This is a genomic window from Streptomyces sp. NPDC001348, from assembly GCF_053597535.1.
Genome location: NZ_JBSFIK010000011.1, coordinates 174,110 through 196,647, shown reverse-complemented (window position 1 = coordinate 196,647; position 22,538 = coordinate 174,110). Strand labels below are relative to the sequence as shown.

General features: G+C 72.3%; 13 protein-coding genes. 4 read left to right on the top strand and 9 right to left on the bottom strand.

All coding sequences use genetic code 11. The features are described 5' to 3' along the window. Positions 1-34: 34 nt before the first annotated feature. The 5 genes from ACWC21_RS14920 to ACWC21_RS14900 form a co-directional block, all read right to left on the bottom strand. Positions 35-3,298 (bottom strand): non-ribosomal peptide synthetase, encoded by a 3,264-nt coding sequence (locus tag ACWC21_RS14920; RefSeq protein ID WP_450881702.1) that lies wholly within the window; start codon positions 3,296-3,298, stop codon positions 35-37. Then, positions 3,283-5,844 carry a Pls/PosA family non-ribosomal peptide synthetase gene (locus tag ACWC21_RS14915; protein ID WP_450881700.1) on the bottom strand — a complete coding sequence of 854 codons (2,562 nt, stop codon included), beginning with the start codon at positions 5,842-5,844 and terminating at the stop codon, positions 3,283-3,285. The genes ACWC21_RS14920 and ACWC21_RS14915 overlap by 16 nt, the downstream gene beginning before the upstream one ends. Before the next feature lie 455 nt (positions 5,845-6,299). Continuing rightward, the gene (locus ACWC21_RS14910; RefSeq protein ID WP_450881699.1) at positions 6,300-7,037 is read right to left on the bottom strand and encodes a flavodoxin family protein; all 738 of its coding nucleotides are present in this window, start codon (positions 7,035-7,037) and stop codon (positions 6,300-6,302) included. A 195-nt stretch (positions 7,038-7,232) separates the two neighbouring features. Continuing rightward, positions 7,233-9,962 carry a SpoIIE family protein phosphatase gene (locus ACWC21_RS14905; protein ID WP_450881697.1) on the bottom strand — a complete coding sequence of 910 codons (2,730 nt, stop codon included), beginning with the start codon at positions 9,960-9,962 and terminating at the stop codon, positions 7,233-7,235. A gap of 118 nt (positions 9,963-10,080) precedes the next feature. Further along, positions 10,081-10,884, bottom strand: a complete 804-nt coding sequence (locus tag ACWC21_RS14900) for a maleylpyruvate isomerase family mycothiol-dependent enzyme (protein WP_450881695.1) — start codon at positions 10,882-10,884, stop codon at positions 10,081-10,083. A 226-nt stretch (positions 10,885-11,110) separates the two neighbouring features. Between ACWC21_RS14900 and ACWC21_RS14895 the strand changes: the two genes are divergently transcribed. Then, positions 11,111-11,698: an RNA polymerase sigma factor gene (locus ACWC21_RS14895; protein ID WP_450881693.1), complete on the top strand. Its 588-nt coding sequence runs from the start codon at positions 11,111-11,113 to the stop codon at positions 11,696-11,698. Continuing rightward, positions 11,688-12,482 (top strand): hypothetical protein, encoded by a 795-nt coding sequence (locus ACWC21_RS14890; RefSeq protein WP_450881691.1) that lies wholly within the window; start codon positions 11,688-11,690, stop codon positions 12,480-12,482. Before ACWC21_RS14895 ends, ACWC21_RS14890 begins: the two co-directional genes overlap by 11 nt. A gap of 234 nt (positions 12,483-12,716) precedes the next feature. Here the strand turns inward: ACWC21_RS14890 and ACWC21_RS14885 are convergent, their stop codons facing one another. Beyond that, positions 12,717-13,613: a serine hydrolase gene (locus ACWC21_RS14885; protein ID WP_450881737.1), complete on the bottom strand. Its 897-nt coding sequence runs from the start codon at positions 13,611-13,613 to the stop codon at positions 12,717-12,719. A gap of 508 nt (positions 13,614-14,121) precedes the next feature. Between ACWC21_RS14885 and ACWC21_RS14880 the strand changes: the two genes are divergently transcribed. Further along, complete coding sequence (locus ACWC21_RS14880) at positions 14,122-15,003, top strand: CAP domain-containing protein (RefSeq protein ID WP_450881689.1); 882 nt, start codon at positions 14,122-14,124, stop codon at positions 15,001-15,003. An 80-nt stretch (positions 15,004-15,083) separates the two neighbouring features. On the opposite strand, the gene ACWC21_RS14875 is transcribed toward ACWC21_RS14880, so the two are convergent. Next, positions 15,084-16,460 (bottom strand): alpha/beta hydrolase, encoded by a 1,377-nt coding sequence (locus ACWC21_RS14875; RefSeq protein ID WP_450881688.1) that lies wholly within the window; start codon positions 16,458-16,460, stop codon positions 15,084-15,086. A 257-nt stretch (positions 16,461-16,717) separates the two neighbouring features. On the opposite strand from ACWC21_RS14875, the gene ACWC21_RS14870 reads away from it, so the two are divergent. Continuing rightward, the gene (locus ACWC21_RS14870) at positions 16,718-19,144 is read left to right on the top strand and encodes a SpoIIE family protein phosphatase (RefSeq protein WP_450881686.1); all 2,427 of its coding nucleotides are present in this window, start codon (positions 16,718-16,720) and stop codon (positions 19,142-19,144) included. A 15-nt stretch (positions 19,145-19,159) separates the two neighbouring features. Here the strand turns inward: ACWC21_RS14870 and ACWC21_RS14865 are convergent, their stop codons facing one another. Both ACWC21_RS14865 and ACWC21_RS14860 read right to left on the bottom strand, forming a co-directional pair. Next, a complete protein-coding gene (locus ACWC21_RS14865) occupies positions 19,160-22,006 on the bottom strand; it encodes a type 2 lanthipeptide synthetase LanM family protein (RefSeq protein ID WP_450881684.1) in 2,847 nt (948 codons plus the stop codon). A gap of 104 nt (positions 22,007-22,110) precedes the next feature. Next, complete coding sequence (locus tag ACWC21_RS14860; RefSeq protein ID WP_450881682.1) at positions 22,111-22,311, bottom strand: DUF6229 family protein; 201 nt, start codon at positions 22,309-22,311, stop codon at positions 22,111-22,113. Between the last annotated feature and the right edge of the window lie 227 nt (positions 22,312-22,538).

The window sequence follows — 22,538 nt, the reverse complement described above, 5'->3', positions numbered from 1 at the left end:
TGCCCGGTCGCCATCCGGAGAGGTGACGTCAGGCTCAGGGGGAGGCCAGTGTTTCGACGGCACCCAGCACGGCCCGAGCCGCTTCGGCCGGACGGGTACGCAGGAAGTAGTGGCCGCCGTCGGCGAGTTCGTGCAGCTCCACGCGCTCCGCCAGGGCCTGCCAGTCGCGCCAGCGCTCGGTGTACCCGGCGGTGACCGGGTCGTCGGCGGCGACGACCACGGTGACCGGTGCGGACAGCTTCACCGCGGGTGGGTTCTCCAGTGCGGCCGCGAAATAGCGGTGCGCCAGGACGTAGTCGTGCCGGTAGGCGGCACCGACGTGCTCGGCATGCTCGGCGTCCAGTTCCCGAAGCTCGGTGTAGCCGCTGTCCGCGGTCAGCCGCGCGGCGATCCGGGTGTTGCTCCGGCCCGTCAGCTCGCCGACGGCGGCGCGCCGGCCGGCGGCGGTGCCGAGCAACTGCGCCCCGAGGAACACCCGGGAGACGTCCACACCGCGCTCCTGCAGCAGTCTGGCCGTCTCCACCGCCGCGGCGGCGCCCGAGGAGTGGCCCCACAGCAGGATCCTGGCCGGACCGCGCCCGGTGATCTCGGTGACGACCCGCTTCGCCACTTCCTCGATCGACACGAACGGTTCGGTGTGGGCGGCGAGGTCGTGACCGGGCAGGTCCACGGCGTGGACGGCGACCCCGTCGGCCGCCAGGACGCCTGCCATCGGCTGGTAGTTGACCGCGTTGCCGCCCGCGTAGGGAAAGCACACCAGCAGGCACCGGGCGGCGCCGTCCGGTTCCGACAGCGGTTGCAGCAGCTCCGGGTGCTGCCGGGCGGCGCCGTCGAGAAGGGCGGCGAGGTCGGCCAGTACCGGGTGCCGGGTGATGTCCTTCAGGGACACGGCACGGTCCAGGGCGATGGTGAGTTTCACCGCCGTCAGCGAGGTGCCGCCGGCGTCGAAGAAGTGGTCCGTGCGGCCGATCCCGTGTTCCGGGACGCCCAGCAGCTCGGCCCATGCGGCGGCCAGCTTGCGCTCGGTCGGGGTGAGCGGGTCACGGTCCTGCTCACCGCGGGCGTCGCTGTGTGCGGGCGGTGCCGTCTGTTCGGCCAGCGCGGTCAGGGCCTTCCTGTCGATCTTCCCGTTGCCGGTGAGCGGCAGGCTCGGCTGCCAGTGGAAGGCGGAGGGGACCATGTAGGCGGGCAGCTGGGCGCCCAGCGCGTCGCGCAGTTCGTCCGGATGCCGGCGCCGGCCGGTGAAGAAGGCGATGAGGTGCTTGCTGTCGCCGGCCCGTTCGGCGACGACCACCGCGCCGTCCCGCACCCCGGACACCCCGAGGAGGGTGTTCTCGATCTCACCGATCTCGATGCGGAAGCCGCGGATCTTGACCTGGTTGTCCCGGCGGCCGAGGAACTCCAGTTTCCCGCCAGGCTGCCAGCGCCCCCAGTCACCTCCCAGGTACAACCGCTCCCCCGGGCGGTACGGGTCCTCCCGGTAGGCCTCACGGGTCCGCTCGGGATCGTTGACGTAGCCCCGCCCGACGCACACTCCGGAGAACGCGATCAGCCCCGGGGCGCCCAGTGGCACCAGCGACAGGTGCTCGTCGACCACGTAGACGCGCACGTTGTTGACCGCGCGCCCGAGCAGCACACGCTCGGGGACGCCCTCCATGACCTCGTGGTTGGTGTCGTCCGAAGTCTCGGTCAGACCGTAGGCGTTGACGAGCTTGATCCCGGGCTGGAGCGCGAACCAGCGCTGGACCAGTTCCCGCTTCAGCGCCTCACCGGTCACCGACACACACCTCAGGTCCGGCAACGCGCGGGGATGCTTCTCCAGGTACGAGACGACGACCTCCAGATAGGAGGGCACGACCTGCACCACACCGGCCCGGCCGCGGACGAGGGTGTCGACGAAGCGCTCCACGTCGACGACCACGTCCTGCCCGACCAGCAGGGTCCGCCCGCCCACCAGCAGCGCGGACACCAGTTGCCACAGCGAGATGTCGAAGCACTGTGGGGCTGTCTGGGCCACCACGGCCCCCTCGGCGATCCCCAGGTCGTCGATCTTGGCATGGAGATGGTTGAGCATGCCCGCGTGCTCGCACATGGCGCCCTTGGGCTCGCCGGTGGAGCCGGAGGTGAAGTAGATGTAGGCGAGCTGGTCGACGCCGACCTCCACCCCGACGTCCGAGCCGTCGGGCTGCTGCTCGTACGCCGTCTCGACCAGCAGCTTCTCGATGTCCGGGAGGGTGGCCAGGGCCTCGTCGAGGGTGCCGGTGCTGCCGGCCTCGGTCAGCACCAGCCGGCACCCGGCCCGTGACAGGGTCGCCGCGATGCGTCCGGCGGGGAAGTGCGGTTCGACCGGCAGGTAGGCACCACCCGCCTTGAAGACGGCCAGGGTCGCCGCCAGCCAGTCGAGCCGGCGTTCGGTGACCACCGCGACCGGGTCCTCCGGGCCCAGTCCCCGCGCCAGCAGTGCCCGCGCGAGCCGGTTGGCGCGGGTGTTGAGCTCGCGGTACGTCCACTGCTGCTCGCCGTGCACCGCCGCCACCGACTCCGGATGCGCGCGGGCCCGCTGCTCGAACAGCTCGTGCATCCGTGCCTGCGGCAGTGCCCGGCGGGGACCGGCGAGCCCCTCGGTCTGCTCGTGCACCTCGTCGGCGGACAACAGGCTCTGCCGGGTGTGATCGGCGTCCGGGTCCGCCGTGACCGATCGCAGTGCGGCCAGGTGGTAACCGCCGATCCGGGCCGCGCAGTCGGTGTCCAGCACCTGTGTGCGGTACCGCAGCCGGGCCGCCATCCGCCCGTCCCGGTGACACCAGCCCACACCCAGCGCGGCGTCGTCGACGAGCCCGGTCTCCTCCCCCGCCGGGTCGAACACGACCTCGTACGACGGCCCGGCGACCCCGAGTTCCTGCCGCAGTTCCTCGACCGGGTGGTCCCGGTGCGCCAGCAGCTCCGTCTCGGCGCGGTGTGCCTCCGACACCAGCGTGCGCCAGGGCCCGGGGGGAACGGTCAGCCGGCACGGCAGCGGGCCGCCCCGCGCGCCCGCGGCGTAACCGGTCACGACCTCCTGTTCGCCCGACAGCGCGGCCAGCACCTTGGCATGCGCGGCCAGCAGCACCGCGCTCACCGGTACCGCCGTGCGCCGCGCCAGCTCACGCACCGCCCGGGCGACGTCGTCCGGCACGGTCACCTCGTACTCGGCCACACCCGCGGCCGGCTCCGGAGCCCATCGTGGCACCGCCGTGAAACCGCCGGCGGTCAGCACACGGCTCCAGAACTCCCGGTCCGCCTCTACGCGCGATCCCATCGAATGGCCTTCCTCAACTCGGCGTCCGGCATGTCCGCAGCGGGGTTGCCGCCCCACTGTGTGTTCGGGGGGACTTCCTCGCCTTTCATGAGGAAGGAGTCGGGTGCCAGCACGGCTCCGTCGCCCATCGTCACGCCGTAGTGCACGTGGGCGCCCACGCCGAGCGTGCAGCCTGTGCCGATGGTGGTGCCGTCGGACTTGAAGGTGCCGTCCTCCTGCGAGTGGCACTGGACCTTGCTCCCGGCGTTCAGGGTGCACTCGTCCCCGAGGGTGGTGAGTGTCCGCTCTGTCAGGTAGCAGCCGTCGTCGAAGACCCTGCTGCCGATACGGACGCCCAGCAGCCGCCAGACCAACGCCTTGAACGGGGTTCCGTTGAAGATGTTGAGGTAGTGGTCGGGGACCTTCCACAGGCGCTCGTGCCGCCAGAAGAGCGGATCGTAGATGGAGCACAAGCGGGGCCGCAGCCTGCGGAACGACATGGTGCAGCGCTCCACCAGCACGTAGTGGACGGTGGTGTAGGCGAGCGTCAGTGCCAGGTATCCGGCGATCACCACATGGCCGAGCACGCCGTAGAGATCGACGGAGGCGAGAGCGAGCACCGTGAGGACGAAGGTGTGCAGCCACCGGGCGAACAGCATCACGGCCATCGAGCGGAGGTTGTAGCGGTTCTTCGCCGCGAGACGGTCGCGCAGTGTGTCCCCGGTCCTGAGGTCGTCGAACCGGGCGTCGCGCTCCACCGACCGGGGGATCTCGAAGCAGGGCGAGCCGAGGAGCCCCACCCCCTCGCGGATCTCGCCGTCGAGGGGAACCATCACCTTCGTGGCGAGCAGACAGTTCTCCCCCGTCCTGCCCCCCGCGGGGTAGGCGATGTTGTTGCCGAGGAAGTTGCGCGGTCCGATCGACACCCGGGAGACCCGGAACGACGTGCTGGAGTAGTCCGCGTTCACGATCGAGAGCCCGTCGGCCACCATCGTGCCGCTGCCGACCGAGACCAGGAACGGGCTCTCGTGCTGCAGCTCGGTGCCGAAGTTGGACCCGGTCTGCTCGATCCGGGACAGGTCGTATCCGAGTCCGCAGAGGTAGTACACGATGTAGGAGCTGTCGCCGAACAGCCAGGCGAAGAATCTCACGTTGGTCATACGGGCGATCGCCCGCTGCGCGGCGTAGTGGAAACCGTAGAGCGGATAGACCCGGTCGGGTCGGAGGGCCAGGCTCAGCAGACGCGGCACGGTGTACAGCGCGACGAGGCCGAGGACCAGGAGGCCGAAGAACAGCACCAGGGACAGGGGCAGGGCGTCGGCGACCAGGACGGACAGCGCGAGCCCGGCCGTGTCCGGGCCCAGTCGCCCACCGAGCGCCGGGACCTCGGTGAACAGCATGTACACCCCGCCGAACGCCCCCGGTATGTACACGAGGAACAACTGGGCCAGGGTGACGCACCCGAACCAGACCCGGCGTGGCGTGCCGCACCTCGTCGGCGCGACCCTCACGTAGTCCACTTCCGTGGGCTCGGCCGGGGAGCCGTGCCAGCGCTCGCCGGCCGGCACGGTCTGCCCGCGGTACAGGGCGGAGGAGTGACCGAGCTGCGCGCCGTCGCCCATCGACGTGTCGATGTCGAGGACGGTCTTCTCCCCCACGAACACGTCTCGTCCGAGCGTGACCCGTCCGGTCTGGATGCGTCCCGCGTGCGCCCGGTAGCACAGGAAGAAGGCGTCCTTGCGGATCACCGTCCCGGCTCCGACGGTGAACAGGTCGGTGCAGACGGGTACGGAGTGGGAGAGGATCGTGACTCCCTTGCCGATACGCGCGCCGAGTGCCCGCAGATACAGCACGTACAGCGGATTGCCGACGAAGAGAATCATCGGATTCGCGTGGAGCAGTACCTTGAGGAGCCAGAAGCGCAGATAGGCCAGACCCCAGACGGGAAACTCCGTCTGTTTCCAGCGGCCGACGAGCAGCCATTTGGCGATGACGGGGAAGAGGCACATGGCCACGAAACAGGCGCCGCCGAAGAGAAGCGACCGCAGATAGATGTCGACCAGGCCGGCTCCAGCGGCGATCCACTCGTATCCGCGGGCGGCGACCAGCCCCGTGACGAAGGAGTAGGCCAGGAAGACCAGCAGCTGGGCCGTGCCGCACAGGAAATGCGTCAGCCGATTCACTGTCGCGGGCGTCGGCGCGGGCGCCGGCGTCGTCGGGGAAGGCGACTCGGGGAGCGGCGATTCGGCGGCAGCGGGCGTCGCCACCTCGAGGGCCGCCGCGAGACTCCGGATCGTGGGGTACCGGTATATGTCCTTCATCGACGCGGACGGCAGGTCCGGCCGTTTCCTGATCCGCGCGCAGAACTGCGCCATCAGCAGGGAGTTGGCACCGAGGTCGGTGAAGAAGTGACTGTCGACCGGGATGCGTTCGCGGGACGTCACGTCGGCCAGTACGTCCGCGAGTCGCCGCTCCGTTTCGGTCGTCGCCGGGCCGGAACCGCCACGTCTGTCGACGACCGCTTGGTCCGGCCCGAATATATGGGTCTCGGAGGACTGCTCCACCATGCGACCTCCTGGCGCACTCTGCGACAGCCTGCGACCGAACCACGGGGACCGTGGTTGCCGTGGGTCAGTCACTGATCACGAACCGTGGATCTCAGTTTCGGTCGGCTCCCACCGGGCTGCCACTCCGGACGGGCCGCCCTGCGGAGAACGGGTGGCCTAAGGGCCTGTCCGCCTTGCAATCCCGGCCCGGCCGGTCCGAGTGGGGCATCACCCGTATGGACTTGGAGCGGCCGCCGTGGGCGGCGACGGCGAGCAGCGGGGGGGGCGAGACCGGGCAGTCCGCCGCGGGCGGAGCGGCGGACTGCGGTGACGCGGACTGCGGTGACGCGGACTGCGATGACGCGGACTGCGATGACCTGGCGGCGGAGACGGTTCGGTGGCGGCCGAGACACCCCAGGGGGCTTCGGGCTCGCGTCACCCGCCCGGAACCGGCGGTGGCCTGCTCGGCTCCCTCGCTACCGGTGCTCGGGGTTCTCGTAGTCGCGTCGGCAGCCCGCGTCCCAGGCGGTGCGCTGATTGCCGTAGGCGGGAATGCCGCCGAGGTCCTTCAGCGCCCTGGCCAGGTGCAGCAGGTTCCAGGTCATGAACGTGGTGTTGCGGTTGGTGAAGTCGTTCTCCGGACCGCCCGAGCCGGGGTCGAGGTACGAGGGGCCGGGGCCCGCCTCGCCGATCCACCCGGCGTCGGCCTGCGGCGGGATGGTGTACCCCAGGTGCTGCAGGCTGTAAAGCACGTTCATGGCGCAGTGCTTGACGCCGTCCTCGTTGCCGGTGATCAGACAGCCGCCGACCCGTCCGTAGTACGCGTACTGACCCGCTGCGTTGAGCAGGCTCGAGCAGGCGTACAGCCGCTCGATCACTTGCTTCGTCACGGAGCTGTTGTCCCCCAGCCAGATGGGACCCGCCAGTACGAGGATGTCCGCCGCCAGCACCTGCCGGTACAGCTCCGGCCAGTCGTCGCTCTCCCAGCCGTGCTCCGTCATGTCCGGCCACACACCCGTGGCGATGTCGCGGTCCACGGCCCGCACCTGGTCGACCCGCACGCCCTGGGCGTCCATGATGGCGACGCTGCGGTCGATCAGCCCCTGGGTGTTGCTCGGTTCCGGGGACCGTTTGAGGGTGCAGTTGATCACCAGTGCGCGTAGATCGTCGTACCGGGCGGGCGGTGCGTCGGTGGCGGGGGGCGAAGTGGTCACACGATCCTCCCAGGGCCCTGCCGCCGCCGGTCGACGTGGCGGCACATCCGTGTCCACGTCCAGCGTGCGGGGCGGCCACGGCCGACGCCACCACAGGGCCTCCGAACGGCGGTCCGCCGCGAACGCGGCGGCGTCACCGTGGCACCGCGCGCTCCGAGGCGGTCGGGCGGGCGTGCGGCGAGTTCGCCGTCGCGCTCACAGCCCTGGGCCGAAGCCCATGTCGGCCAGTGCCGGGCCGGTGTCCGAGCCGGGTTCGGGCAGTGCCGTCTCCGCCCAGATCACCTTGCCCTGAGGGGTGTACCGGGTGCCCCAGCGCTCGGTGAGCTGCGCGACCAGGAACAGGCCGCGGCCGCCCTCGTCGGTCGTCGCGGCGTACCGCAGGTGCGGCGAGGTGCTGCTTCCGTCGGCCACTTCGCAGACCAGCGTGCGGTCGTTGATCAGCCGGACGCGGATGGGCTCGCTGCCGTAGCGGATGGCGTTGGTGACGAGCTCGCTCAGTACGAGTTCCATGCTGAAGCCCAGCTCGGTCAGGCCCCACTCGTCGAGTCTCTCGGAGACGGCGAGGCGCACCTTCGCGACGGCGGCGGGGTCGGGCGGTACGTCCCAGTCGGCGATCCGGTCGGGGGACAGTCCACGGGTGCGGGCGATGAGCAGGGCGACGTCGTCCTGGGGACGTCCGGGCAGCAGTTCGTCCAGCACGGTCCGGCAGCTGTCGTCCGGTGCCCGGTCGGGGTGGCCCGCCAGGGCCCGGCGCAGCAGCTCCATTCCCACGTCGAGGTCCCGCGTCCGGTCCTCGACGAGGCCGTCGGTGTAGAGGACGAGCTGGGCGCCCTCGGGAAGGTCCAGCTCCGCCGTCTGGAACGGCATGCCTCCCAGGCCGAGCGGGGGCCCGGCCGGCAGGTCGGGGAAGTCGGCGCTGCCGTCCGGGAGCACGAGCACGGGGGCCAGGTGCCCGGCACGGGCCATGGCGCAGCGGCGGGTCACGGGGTCGTAGATCGCGTACAGGCAGGTGGCGCCCACGACGGCGGCGGGAGTCTCGGGGCAGGTCTCGTCCTGGTCGATGCGGCCGACCAGGTCGTCCAGGTGGCTCAGCAGTTCGTCGGGCGGCAGGTCGAGGGTGGAGAAGTTGTGCACCGCGGTCCGCAGCCGGCCCATCGTGGCGGCGGCGTGCAGGCCGTGGCCGACCACGTCGCCGACGACCAGGGCGACCCGGCTGCCGGGCAGCGGTATCACGTCGAACCAGTCGCCGCTCACTCCCGACTGGGCCGGGATGTAGCGGTGGCCGACGTCGAGGGCGCTCTGCTCGGGCAGGGCCCGCGGCAGCAGGCTCCGCTGGAGAGTGACCGCCAGGGCGTGCTCGCGGGTGTAGCGACGGGCGTTGTCGATACTGACGGCGGCGCGGGCCACCAGCTCCTCCGCGAGCGACAGCTCCTCCTCGTCGAAGGGGCCGTGCTCCTTGGTCCGCCAGAAGTTCGCGAGGCCCAGCACGACACCCCGGGCCTGGATGGGCGCCGCGATCAGGGAGTGGATGCCGTACTCCAGGACCTCCTCGGTACGCTCCGGGTCCTGCCGGTGCCAGTCGGTGGCGGTCGACAGGTCGGCCACCAGTTCGGAGCGGCCGGTTCCGTAGCCGCGCGCCTGGGGCGTGGAGGGCAGGAAGTCGATCAGCCGGTCCTTCTCGTAGAGGGGGTGGTCGTCCCGGATGCCGGACACGGCGATGCGTCGCATGCCGGTCGCCGTGGCACCCGGTTCCTCTCCGTGGAGCACGGCGTCGGCCAGGTCCACGGTGACGAAGTCGGCGAAGCGAGGAACGGCGACCCGCGCGAGTTCGTCGGCCGTACGGACCACGTCGAGGGTGGTGCCGACGCCCAGTCCGGCGTCGTAGAGCAGCTTCAGCCGGTCCCGGGCGACCTGGGCCCTGCCGGACACGGCCTGCAGCTCGGTGGAGTCGCGCAGGGTGACCACGGTTCCCCTGGGGCCTCCGCCGCGGTCCGTGGGGCGCTGGTTGACCGCCAGCAGCCGGGGGCCGCCGAAGTGCACCTCGTCGGTGGCCTCGCGGCCGGACGTGAGGAGCGCGACCGTTTCGGGTTCCAGGGTCACCAGTTCGCTCACGTGGTTGCCCTCGGCGTCCGACGGCAGGTCCAGCAGGCGTTTCGCCTCGTCGTTCGCCAGCAGCAGCACACCGTCGTCATCGATGATGAGCACCCCTTCACGTACGGAGTGCAGCACCGCGTCGTGGTGCTCGTACATGCGGGCCATCTCGTGCGGGGCCAGACTGTGCGTCTGCCGTCGCAGCCGTCTGCCCACCAGCGCCGTCACCCCGGTCGCCACTCCGAGGGCGCCCGCCCCGGCGGACAGGATGATCGGTACCTGCCGGTCCACCTGGTTGGTCACGTTCCTGACCTTCAGCCCGGCGGAGACCAGGGCCACCACCTTGTGGTCGGCGTTCCGGACGGGAACGGTGGCCTGGACCTCCTGGCCCAGTGGGCCGTGGACGCTCTCGGTGTAGACCTTCCCGGCCAGCGACGGCCCGATCGTGCCCACGAAGCGCTTGCCGATCCGGCTCGGTATGGGATGGGTGTAGCGGATGCCGTGGGTGTCCATGACGACGACGAAGTCGACGCCCGCGGACTTGCGTCCCGCCTCGGTCAGCGGCTGGAGCACCTTCGACGGGGCGGGGGTGCGCAGCGCCGCGAGGATGCCCGGTGAGTGCGCGAAGGTCTGCGCGACCGCCACGGAGCGGCGCTTGGCCTCGGCGTTGGTGTCCCGCCGCGACTGCAGGAAGAGGGCGAAGACGGCGAAGACCACGAGCAGCACCACCAACGCCACCTGCAGGAGGAACACCTGTCCTGCGACGCTTCGTGGGCTCTTTCCCACCAGCGAAGGCAGTGATACACGCCTAAGCCGGGCAAATCGGTCTCGCATCCGGCCTTTCTAACATTGCCGGTCCCCAGTCGTCACCACCCTGCCCGGCAAGTATTCACCACCGCTCCCCCATGGGTCACGCCAGTCACAGCGGCCACAGGGGCGTGGAGGCGGCGGCTCAGAAGGCGGTGTGGGCGAACCAGGAGTCGAGTGGCGCCGGTTCTCCCGACACGTCGAAGACGGCCTCACGGTAGGACCGGCGTCCGTAGAGCAGCAGGAGGACGTCCGCGGCCCGCCCCTGGACCGTCACGTCCGGCTCGGACGGGGTGGCTCCGGTCGCCGGCGCGGGCAGGAGCCGGAAACCGTCCGGATCGAGCCGCACCCGCCATTCCTCACCCGTTCCACCGGCGGAGTCCGTGCAGCGGAAGGCGATGATCTCGCCGTTGCCGCGCAGCTCGGTCACCGCGGGGGCGAAGAGACCCGCGTAGGGCAGGTTGACGAGGAACTCGTCCACGCCGTCCGCCGCCAGGACGGGGTCGAGGACCGACGTGTCACCGACGGCACGCTCCGCGTCCACCCGGTGCACCAGCGTTTCGAACAGCATCCGGCGGGCCCAGAACCGCGCGTGCCGGTCCTCGCCCCAGGCCCACATGGCCGCCCCGGGATCCGTGGCCCGCAACACGGCCGCCACCTGCGGAACTCCCGCCGCGACCCAGTCGGCGTAGTCCCGCACCCGCTCCGGGAGCCCCAGCTCCACCTCACGGCTCCGCGGCGGCTCCTGCACCAGCCGGGTCAGCAGCGCGGAGAACCAGCGCTGCAGCGCTCCGACGTGCCGGGTGAGGTCCGCCAGTGTCCAGTCGGGGCAGGAGGGCACCGCGCCGGCGGGGTCCGCCCTCCTGACCACTTCGGCGAAGCACAGGGTCTCCCGCTCGATCGCCTGCCGGTACGTGTCGTACGGCAGGGGGTGCCCTGCCCGACCCACCGCCTCATCTCCGGTCGTCCCTACGCCCGTCGTCTCCATGCGCTGCCGCCCCTTCCGCCCCACCCGGGTTCCGTCGCGCCCAGTGTGGTGGCTGGAGTGCGCTCGAAGGCAAATCCGTCCAGTGCCCGAGGCAACGGGAACCGTTCGGCGAGAGAATCGAAAGATGACCTTCCGCTTCTATGGCGGCCGGGCAATCCCGGGACTGGTGTGGACCGTACATAGAGACATGTCGAGATTTCGGTTCCCCGTGGGCCGCCTTCCGGACGAGGCGCTGCTGTCCGGGCTGGCCACCGGTGATCCGGAACTCGCCGTGACGTTCGTGCGACGGTTCCAGCACACGGTGTTCGGTGTCGCGATCGCCGTCATCGGTGATCCGCAGCTCGCCGAGGACGTCGCCCAGCAGACGTTCGAGCGGGCCTGGCGGCATGCGCAGATCTACGACGCGCGACGGGGCTCGGTGCGGACCTGGCTGACGGCCATCGCCCACAACCTCGCCATCGACGCCGTCCGCTCACGGCGGCCGGAACCGGTGGCACCCGAGGACCTGGAGGCGATCATCGGGGTCGTCAGCGAGACGCCGGAGCAGCACGCACTGGCGGACGAGGCGTCCTCCCGGCTCCGGGCGGCCGTGGCGCAGCTGCCGCCCGAGCAGGGACGCGCACTGGTGATGGCGGGCATCTACGGCATGACCGCCCAGCAGATCGCCGACTCGGAGAAGATTCCTCTGGGCACGGCGAAGACGCGCGTCAGAACGGCGATGGGCAAGCTGCGCACCACACTCGCGTCTCCGGAACGAGGCGACCATGTCCAGTGACGTCACCTGCGAGAAGCTGCGGACCATCGGAGCCGAGCTGGCGCTCGGTGTGCTGCCCGGCCGGGAGCGGGCCGGCGCGGTGGCTCATCTGGACGTGTGCGCGGACTGCCGGGAGTACGTCGAGCAGCTGACGCTCGTGGGCGACGGACTCATCGGACTGCTGCCCGGCAGTGAGCCTCCCGTCGGGTTCGAGACCCGGGTGGCGCAGTCGCTGACGCAGGCGGCGCCCGCACATGAGGGGAGCCCGCACAACCGTGGATCCCTCGCCCTGGGCAGAGGTCTGCGCGGACGGATACGGCTGCGGGTCGTCTCCGTCGCCGCCGCGCTGCTCGTCGCGGTCGGGTTCGGCGGCTGGTCGGTCGGCACGGCGATCGAGGACGTCGCGGCCGGACCCTCGTCGACCTCCGCCGACACCGGCACGCACCTGCTGTCCGGCAATCTCACCTCGCCCGGCGTGCGGGGGAAGCCGGTCGGCGAGATCTACGCGCACGCCGGCGCCGACGGCTGGGTCTACATGACGCTCGACCTCGCCGAAGCCGCACACCCCTACAGCGGCAAGGTCTTCTGCCTGCTGGCCCACAGGGACGGCAGCAAGGTCCCGGTCGGCAGCTTCGCCCTCCGCCAGGGCAGGGGCTCCTGGGGCGGCCCCGCCTCCGTCGACCCCTCGGCGCTCTCCGGCGCACAGTTGACGACGCCCGACGGCACCGTGCTCGCGACGGCGCACCTGGGCGCCTCCGACGTGGCCGCCCGGGGGCCGGGGCTCTGGACACCTGTGTCCGGATGACGGCGCAGCGGCACGGCGGCCCCGTCAGCGGCCGGCGGCCGAGGAGACGGCCGCCTGTGCCGCCCGCTCGGCCAGGGAGACACCGTCGCGCATCGTCGTGCTGCCGTCCGAGAGGACCGCGACCAGGTACCGGTGTCCACCGGTGGTGATCCGTCCGACGCTGTCGACGTCCCACAGGCCGGTGGTGGCGCGCTGCAGCCGTCCGGATGACGGCGCAGCGGCACGGCGGCCCCGTCAGCGGCCGGCGGCCGAGGAGACGGCCGCCTGTGCCGCCCGCTCGGCCAGGGAGACACCGTCGCGCATCGTCGTGCTGCCGTCCGAGAGGACCGCGACCAGGTACCGGTGTCCACCGGTGGTGATCCGTCCGATGCTGTCGACGTCCCACAGGCCGGTGGTGGCGCGCTGCAGCCAGCCGTTCTTGAGCGCCCAGCCGGACCCGGCCGCCGAGACGCCCCAGGCCTGCTCGGTGGAGATGCGGCTCATCAGCGTGCGAAGGTAAGCGCGGGACTCCTCGTCGAGCGCCGAGGAGGCGGAGCCGGGGGCGCGGTCGGGGGCGAAGACCGCGCGCAGCAGTCGTATCTGGTCGCTCGCCGTCGTCCGGGTGAGTCCCCACCTCGGGCCGGATCCGCCCTCGGTCGAGGTCAGCCCGAACCGCTTGTTGGCCGCCGCCAGACCCGGCGCCAGGCCGATGCGCCGCCACAGCGTGTTCGCCGCCGCGTTGTCGCTGTGCTCGATCATCAGCTCCGCCTCGGCGCGTTCCCGCGCGGTGAGATCCCGTCCGGCGTCCTGGGCCTCGAGCAGCGCGGCGGCGAGGATGTCGACCTTGACGATGCTGGCGGTGTCGAACGGGGTGTCGTCGCCGTACACCACGGGCCTGCCGTCGCCGCCGTCCAGGTCCAGTACGGCGGCCGTCACCCGTTCCTCGCCGTGGGGCCGCACCCGCGCGAGGAACGCGGCCGTCGCCGGGTCCGACCGCGAGGTGGCGCTGCCGGACCGCACGGGAGTCGGGGCTGCTACGGCCGGTACCGGGTCCGCCGTCCCCGCCGCCAGGAGGCCCGCCACCGAGGCCGCCACGACCCCGGCCCACTTCGCGGTGCGGACGTGCGGCAGGAAGCGGAGGCGGTACGGCATGGTCAGGAACCTCGGCAGTTCGTGGGGAAGGGGCACGGTTCAGCGAACCTAAGCAAATCGACCGTCGTGCGGCGTGACCGTCGCCACGAAAAGCCCGCTTTCCACCGGACTGTGAAGGGACTCACAGAGCGGATGGAATCCAGGGGCCGCTCTCGAGGGCCGTGACATCCGTCACGTCGCCTGCGAGAACTAGTCGTGCCGGTTAGTAGACGAGCCCCGGAAGACAAATGGGTCTTTGTCCGCCTTGGTGCGGACGGATTCCGGGACGAGTCCGTCCGCGTCGTGTGCACGCGGGCGTTTCCGGCCGCGGTACGGGTGAACGGCTTCTGACGGCACATCAGGTATCGCCGTCCGCCGCGGAAGCGCGGCCAGCACGCTCCCGGTGCCGTTTCAAGGACCGTCCTGGCCTACGAGCTCCGGTAGTAACAGGGGCCCTTTGCGCTCTGTGCGAGGCCGTTCTAACAATGACGACCCGCAGGACGTCGTCGCAGTTCAGGACAGGTCACGCATGGGAAAGCACCGCAAGAAGCAGCAGTACCGGCGGATAGTTGTCGCTGCCGCCGTCGTGGGCGCCGTGGGCATGCCGTCCGTCGCCCTGGCCTGCTCCGGCTGGGGCGCCGGTGACGGAACTCAGCTCTCCAGCCCGACGGACATCGCCGGCACACCGCTCGGCCTCAGCAGCGCACCCGCGGCTCCCGACAGCACACCCGCCGGTCCCGACAGCACACCCGCGGATCCCGACAGCACACCGGCGGATCTCTTCAGCGCACCGGCGGACAAGGCCATGGAGTGGCGCGGCGCCGCCGACCGGCATCGGCACTGGAAAGGCCACCGGAATCGTCACCGGCACGGCCCCGGACACGGCACGCCCCCCGCTTCACCGGCGGCGCCGGCCCCGGCCGCCTCCCGGGGCACCGCGAGGACCACGGCACCCAAGCCCACCCCGCCGAAGCCCACCACCACCTCCGCGGCCCCCGCCGCGCCGAGCACGCCGAAGGCCACGGCCACGGCGTCCGGGGCCGTGGCCCGCGTCGTCGAGCTCGTCAACGCGGAGCGCGCCAAGGTGGGTTGCCCGGCCCTGACCCCGAACGCGACCCTCACCAAGGTCGCCCAGGCACACAGTGCGGACATGGCAGCCCACCAGAACATGTCGCACACCGGGTCCGACGGGTCCTCCCCCGGCGACCGGCTCACGAGTGCCGGCTACGCCTGGAGCGCCTACGGCGAGAACGTCGCCTACGGCTACTCCACTCCGGAACAGGTCATGGCGGGCTGGATGGCCAGTCCCGGCCACCGGGCCAACATCCTCAACTGCTCGTTCAAGGAGATCGGCGTCGGTCTCGCCCAGCCCGGCTCCTACTGGACCCAGGACTTCGGCGCGGCGCGGTAGGCGCCGTACCGGTCGGGCGCCGAGCTCGCCCGAGGCGGCGCCCGACCGGTAAGGCGAGCCAGGCCTGGCGGCCGAAGACCTCATGACCGGCCTGGGGCCCGGCGGCCGACCGTCAGTGCCGCCGGGCGGTAGGGGACGTACGCCGCACCGTCCAGGCCGAGCGCGGTCGCCGACCGCTGCAGCGCGGCCGGGGTGGCGGCGCCCCAACCGCCCGTGTCGACGCGGTGTTCGAGGGCGTGGAGGGCGGCGACCGTCTCGGCGGTGGTGAAGGCGCAGTGGCCCTGTCGCTCGACGTAGGCCTGGCGCAGCAGCGCTCCCCGGCCGGCCGCGTGGACACGGTCGGCGAACCGGCGCTCCTGCTCGACCGGGACCAGGTTGTCGGCGGTGGTGTGCACGTCCAGCAACGGCACCGCGAGGCCCTGGCCCGCGCTGGAGGTGCGCTCGGCGGTGCGGACGGCGGCCGGGTCTGCGGCGACGGCAGCGCCCGAGGTCAGGGCCCTCAGGTCGGCGCGCAGGTCGAGGCCTGCCGCCCGGTACAGGGCGCGGACCTCGGGGGCGTGGACGGATCCGGCGAGGAGGCGGGAGTAGTCGACGCCCCGGTTCCAGGAGTTGTTGCCGCCGACGGACTGCTCGACCGCGTACCGGCCGCCCTCGACGAAGGAGAGGATGCCGCTCGCGAACCAGGCGTACTGCTGCTCCTGCTGCCCCGCCCAGTCGGCCGGCGCTGGAGCGGTGCGGCCCGGAGCCCATGCGGGGAGGTTGAGGAAGGCGGCGGCCAGCGCGATGCGGGCGCGGCCCTGCGGTGTGGACTGCGCGGCGGTGACGGCCGCGGTGAGCTTCTGGGCCGTGGCGGCGGCCTCGTCGGCGGAACCGAAACGGACCAGTCGGACGTCCTGTTCGGGCAGGAGCAGCCGCGCCAGGGTGTACTCGGCGTCGAGTTGGTAGTTGTCCAGGTCGGTGCCGCCGGCCACCAGTCCGCACAGGCCCAGCGCGCCGTCGATGCGGCCGGCGCCGTCGCGGGCGATCCGGGCGTTGACCAGCCCGCCCATGGACTGACCGACGGAGAGGGTGCGGCGCGGGGCACCTATCCGCGCGGTGACCGCGTCGAGCGTGGCGAACTGGTCGCGTTCCGCACTGGCCAGGGCCCACATCGAGCCGCCCGGGTCGTAGGAGGACCCGGCCAGCGCGTAGCCCTCGCCGAGGAGTTCGTCGCGTACGGCGTCGCTGGGCGCGTCGCGGGCGACGAGCGGGCCGAAGCCGTGGCTGAACAGCAGCAGGGTGCCGTTCCAGTCGGCGGGGACGTCCGCGGTCCAGGTGGCGCCGTCGGTGAGGGTGCCGGTGAGGTGGCCGGTGCTCGCGGTGTCGGCCCGCACGGCTGCCGTGGCGGAGCCGCTGGTGAGGGCGGTGACCGCGGCCGTGGCGAGGGCGACGAGGGAAAGCCGGAGGCGGGTGCGCATGACGGCGGCTCCTGTAGGAGTGGGGGGCGGGAGCTGGTCGTGTCGAGGGTCGGTGCGCTGAACGCCAGGGAATTTAGGGCACTTTTCTTGCGGCAGTCAACAGAATGCACGGCATTACTCGGGGGTGGCCCCGGAGTGGACTGGTGCTCCACGGTCTTCAGGATCATGCTGGGGAGGAGGGCCCAGGGTCACGCGGGCTCGGAGGGCGAGCGGCGATGGAGCAACTTCCCACGCCTCCTGGCAGGCAGTCACCCACGGTGTCCGAAGCGCCCTGGACAGCCACGGCCACCGTCGACGAGCGCGGCGTCGTGACGGGATGGAGCGACGGCGCCCGGCGGCTGCTCGGCTATGCGGCCCCGGAGATCGTGGGGCATCCGGCCGGCCGCCTGCTGGCCGACGACACCGAAGACACCGAAAAAACCGGCGACACCCGCCGGGCCGGTGAGCGGACGTGGCGGCAGGCGGCCGGGCGGCAGCGGTGGAGCGGCACCGTGGCGTTGCGGCACCGCGACGGCCACCGGTTGGAGCCGCGGGTGCTGGCGCACCGCCGCACCACGAACGCCGGCGGCGCGGAGTGGCTGGTGGTGTCGGCCGTGGCGGGTGCGCGGCCGTCCGCCGGGGCCGTCCTGGGAGACCGGGCCTTCGCCGGGTCGTCCTTCGCCCTGGCGGTGTTCGACACGGATCCGCGCCTGGTGCGGGCCAGCGCGGGCATGGAGCGTGTGCTGGCCCTCGGTGAGGAGCAGATGCGGGGGCTGCGTCTGCCCGAGATCGCGCCGCACCCACTGAACGACCGGGCCGAGACGACCATGCGCCTGGCCCTCGCCGGTGGCGGGCCACAGCCGGTGCGGGTCTGTCTGCATCCCGCCGACGGACAGACGGAACGCGGTTGGCAGGGCTGTGTGACGCCGCTGGAAGAACCCGACGGGCGGCTGCGCGGGGTGTGCCTGGCCGTGGACGTGCGGGCGGAGCTCATGCGGCAGCGGATGCTGGTGCTGGGTGATGCCGGGGCGCGCATGGGCGCCCACTCCGACACGCGGCGCACCGCCGAGGAACTGGCCGAGGTCGCCGTTCCGCGGTTCGCGGACGTGGCCGTCGTCGACCTGCTGCCCGACCGGCAGAGCGGTCCGGCCACCACGCCGGGCGGCGGGCCGCCCGCGCTGGGCCGGGCCGCCGTGCGTTCGGTGCCGTCCACACCCGGGCAGGGCCCGGCTCCCGTGGGCACGGCGGGAGAAGAGCCGCGGTACCCGGCGTGGTCACCGGTGGCGGAGTGTCTGGCCCACGGACGCGGCACGGTGTACGCGGGTGGCGACGTGGCCCTCGCCCGGTGGGCGGCGGAGGATCCCCAGGCCGCGTGGATCCGCCGGACGGGCACGCACTCACTGATCGTCGTGCCGCTGCGGGCGGCCGGCACCACGCTCGGTATCGCCCTCTTCGGCCGCCACCGGCGCCCGGAGCCCTTCGACGCGGACGATCTGTGGCTGGCCGAGCAGCTGGTGGCCGGCGCCGCCACCAGCATCCACGGCTCGCGCCGCCCCCAGCAGCACACCACCACCATGACCCTGCAACGCAGCCTGCTGCCCCGGACGTTGCCCGAGCAGGGAGCCGTGGAGATCGCCACCCGCTACCTGCCCGCCGCGGGCCGCACCGGCGCCGGCGGGGACTGGTTCGACGTCATCCCGCTCTCCGGGACCCGCGTCGCCCTGGTCGTCGGCGACGTCGTCGGCCACGGCATCCGCGCCACCGCCACGATGGGCCGCCTCCGCACCGCCGTACACACCCTCGCCGACGTCGACCTGCCCCCCGACGAACTCCTCACCCATCTCGACGACCTCGTCCTCCACATGGCCGCCGACGAAGCCGGCCCCGACGGCGCCGACACCACCGAGGCCGACGTGGAAGACGTCGGCGGCGTCGGCACCACCTGCCTGTACGCCGTCTACGACCCGGTCACCCGCCGTCTCGCCCTCGCCTGCGCCGGGCATCCCCCGCCGGCCGTCGTCACCCCCGACGGGACGGTCCGCTTCCTCGACGCGCGCCCCGGGCCGCCCCTCGGCCTGGGCGGCCTGCCCTTCGAGGCCTTCGAGACCGAACTTCCGGAGGGCAGTCTCATCGCCCTCTACACCAACGGTCTCCTGCAGACCCGCGGCCGCGACATGGACGACGCCCTCGACCGCGTGTTCGCGGCGCTGGCACATCCCGCGGACAGTCCCGACATGGTCTGCGAGCGCGTGCTGAGCACCCTGCTCACCGACCGCCCGGACGACGACATCGTGCTCCTCGTCGCCCGCACCCACGCCCTGCACTCCGACCGCGTGGCCACCTGGAACCTGCCGTTCGACCCGGCCGTCGTCGCCCACGCCCGCCGGGAGGTCACCGACCGGCTCACCGCCTGGCACCTGGGCGACGCCGCGTTCGTCACCGAACTGGTCGTCAGCGAACTCGTCACCAACGCCCTCCGTTACGGCCGGCCCCCCGTACGTCTCCGTCTGATCCACACCCCCCACACCCTGACCTGCGAGGTCACCGACTCCAGCAACACCACGCCCCATATGCGCCGTGCCCACACCTACGACGAGGGAGGACGTGGCCTCCTTCTCGTCGGACAGCTCACCCACCGCTGGGGCACCCGCCACCACCCCACCGGCAAGACCGTCTGGACCGAACAGTTCCTCTCCACGGACTGAGCTCCCCTCGCCGGCTCAGTCGAGGAGGAGGGGATCGGGCAGCGCCGCTCCCGGGTGCATACGCAGCAGGGTGTGCAGGACTCCGGCGAGACCGGACATGAGGCTGGGCGAGAACGCCTCCCGGGCCAGGCCGCCGACCGGGCCGCGTTGTTCGAGGCCGGTCAGGATCTCGGCGTCGAGGGCCAACGGGTCACCGTGGTTCATGGCCGTGAGGAACTCCCACATGCCGAGGTCGCCATGGCACAGGGTGTGGCTCCAGCCGAAGCCCTCGGCGGCGCAGGCGCGCGCGGCGCGGTCGGCCATGTCGAGGTGCGCGGGGTCGCCCGCGCGGCGGTGCAGGTCGAGCATGCCGATGCCGATGCCCGCGCTGCCGTGGCACCAGCTGGTGAAGAAGTCCTCCTCGGCGCCGACCCGGACGTCCAGCCAGTTGCCGTGTTCGGGCCGGTACAGGGACTCCTGGAAGGCGAAGGCCCGCTCGGCCAGGTGGGTCCAGCCGCCCCGTTCGGCCGGGGAACCCGCGTCGCTGAGGGCCAGCCGGGTCAGCGCCCAGCCGATGCCGGTGGCGCCGTGGGCGAAGCCGCCGATGCCCTCGGGGTTGAGCCTGGTCGTCCAGCGGGCGCCCGCTTCGTCGACGGTGGCCAGCCCGGCCAGCCGGCGGCCGAGGTGCGCGGCGGCTTCGAGCCAGCGGTCCTGACCCGTCGCGGCGGCCAGGTCGAGCAGCGGGACGATGCCGCCGGCCGCCCCGTTGAGGAGGTCCACCTCGATGTCGTCCTCGACCAGCCGGCTGCCCTCGGTGAGCAGCAGGGCCCTGTCGGCGGCACGCCGCAGCAGCCGGTCCTCGCCGAGCACCCGGTGCAGGGCGAGCCATGTCCACACCTGTGACGCGGCACCGCTGAACGCCCCGGGTGACGGCGTCGGCGTACTGTCCTCGGTGCCGGTCAGCACCCGCAGCGCGCCCTCGAAGGTCTCGTCGACGCCCGGTACCTCCTCCGCCCGTCCGGCCCGCACCTCGGTGACGTACTCCGCGAGGGTCAGCGCCACGCCGCCCTGTCCGGTGTACAGGTCGGCGGGCAGCACCCTGATGGACCACCCGGCGGGCGTGAAGACGGGGCTGATCCAGGTGACCGTACCGTCGTCGCCGCGCACCGCTCCGTCGCACAGCCGCCGCACCATCCGCGCGGCCAGGTCGCGGCGGCGCCGCTCCCGGTCACGGGCGTGCGGGTCCCGGGCTGCGGCCTGCACCCGCTGGGGCAGCGAACGCTCGTTGAGGTAGGCGCCCACCAGCGCGTCCTGGATCACCGACTCCTCCAGCGCCAGGTCGGCGGTGCGCCAGTCCTCGACGGTGGACCGTACGGCCGCCGCGTCCACGGTGAAGGTGAACATCGGTACGTCGCCGACCAGGAGGTCCGCGATCTCGCCGTCGACCGCCGCGCGTTCGGTCGGTGCGCCGGGCAGCACCTCGGCGTTCCGCCGCAGGATGTCCCGGGCCCGCTCGACGGCCGCCGCCTCGTCGTGCAGCGACGCCGGGTGCCACAGCATGCGGCCGATGTCGACGTACGCCTGCGTCGGCCGCAGGATGCGGCGTGCCCGGGCGCCCTCGAAGCGGCGCAGCAGCCGGTACGGGTCGGTCCCGGGCCGGTGGAGGTGCGCGGTCATCTCACGGAAACCGGCCAGGATCCGGTCCCAGTAGGCGCTCAGCACCGGTGTGGGGCTGGGGTGGTTGTCCGTGGCGGGCATCGCCACCAGGTCGACCTGGAAGCGGGCCGCGGCGGTGCCGCCGTCCGCGATCACCGGGTTGGGGATCAGCGGCTGCTGGCCGGGCAGCGCCCCGACCCCGGAGATGTCGACCCCGCCGAGCGCGAAACCGGTGCCGCGTACGGGCAGCAGCCCGGTGCGCAGGACGGTACGGCGGATGGCCGCCGCCGCCACGTCCACCGCGTCTCCCCGGCCGCTGGGCGGGAAGGGCGCCGGGGCGTCGAAAAGCGTCTCGGCGTCCACGATCACCGGAACGGGGCCCGCGGCGATCATGTTCTCGGCGTGCATGTCGGTGCCGCCGGTGAAGCGGAGGACGGCCAGCCAGTGTCCGATGCCCCGGTAGAAGACGGCGAGTTCGGTGTCGTCGGCGCAGTAGCGGTGGCGGACGAACTCGGCCCAGCCGTAGCCGTCGCGGGCCAGCGTGTGCGGCACCCGGATGCGCTGGTCCGGCGCCGGTGCACCGGGGAAGTCCGCGTAGAGCTCGTCGAGCAGCGCGCCCAGCGCCACGTCCGTGCCGGACGGCCGGGGCTTGTACATGACGCTTCCACCGGCGAAGTCGACCCGGCTGACCGTCAGTCCGCCGCGGTGGGTGTCACCCGCGCCGAACGACACGGCACGCACATCGCCCACGGGTGCGCGCAGGAGCGGCCCCAGCAGTTCACGGTCCGCGGCGAGCCGCTGCGCGAAACCGGCCGTCGCCGCCACCGACAGCCGCGCCACCGACGCGATCCGCTGTCCCACGGTCGGGTACCGGTCGGCGAGCCGGTCCAGATAGCCTTCCTCTCCGGCCTGCTCGATGAACGCGGCCCACGTCTGCGTGTCGGCTCCGGGCCCCGGGCCGCCGACGGACCGCCCACCGCCCGTCGCCAGCTGCAGCGCGTGCAGTTCGATCAGGAACAGGCGGGACAGCTTGGCGTGCAGGGACTTGCGCAGGGCGCGGTGGCCGGCATCCAGCACCACGTCCCGCTCTTCCCGGCCGAGGGCGGGCACCTCCGCCAGCCGCCGGGCCAGCTCTTCCCGCCACGGGCGGGCGATGGCCCGCACGGGTGGGTCGAACCACTGCCGCTCGTCGCTCCCGCCCGGTTCCACCGGCGTCGATCCGCTCACCGTCCACCTTCCTGCTGCCCGAAGGAGCACGGGGAACCGCGCGACCGGTGGTGGCTCGGCGTGCGGTCCCCGCGCTCGTGTTCTTCTGGAAGTGCCTCAGGTGATCAGCAGCACCAGCTGCCGTGCGACCCGCTCGGGCTGGAACAGAAGCCGTAGAGGGAGTCGCTCGGGTCGGTGAGCGCGGCTTCGGCCGCGCTGCCGCCGACGTAGAGGGGCCCGGCCGGGTTGGCCTGCCCGTACGCACTCTCGGCACCCGACAGCCAGGCGTCGAGCACGGCGGCGGTGGAAACTCTGGTCTGGGGCATGGACGGCCTCCGAACGAGGGGATTGGGACGGATTGCCCAGCCCCTGAGTATCGTCCGGTTCGAACGCCCGTCAGACGAACAATCCGGCCACACTCATGTGGTGTGCGTGTGGTGTGCGGCCCCCCACGGGACTGCGGCGGCGTGCGGGCGGGTCGCGGCGCTCGTTCACGCCCGCGGCATCCGCGAGCGGAAGATCCAGTGGCCGGAGCCCGTCCCGTACACCGTTT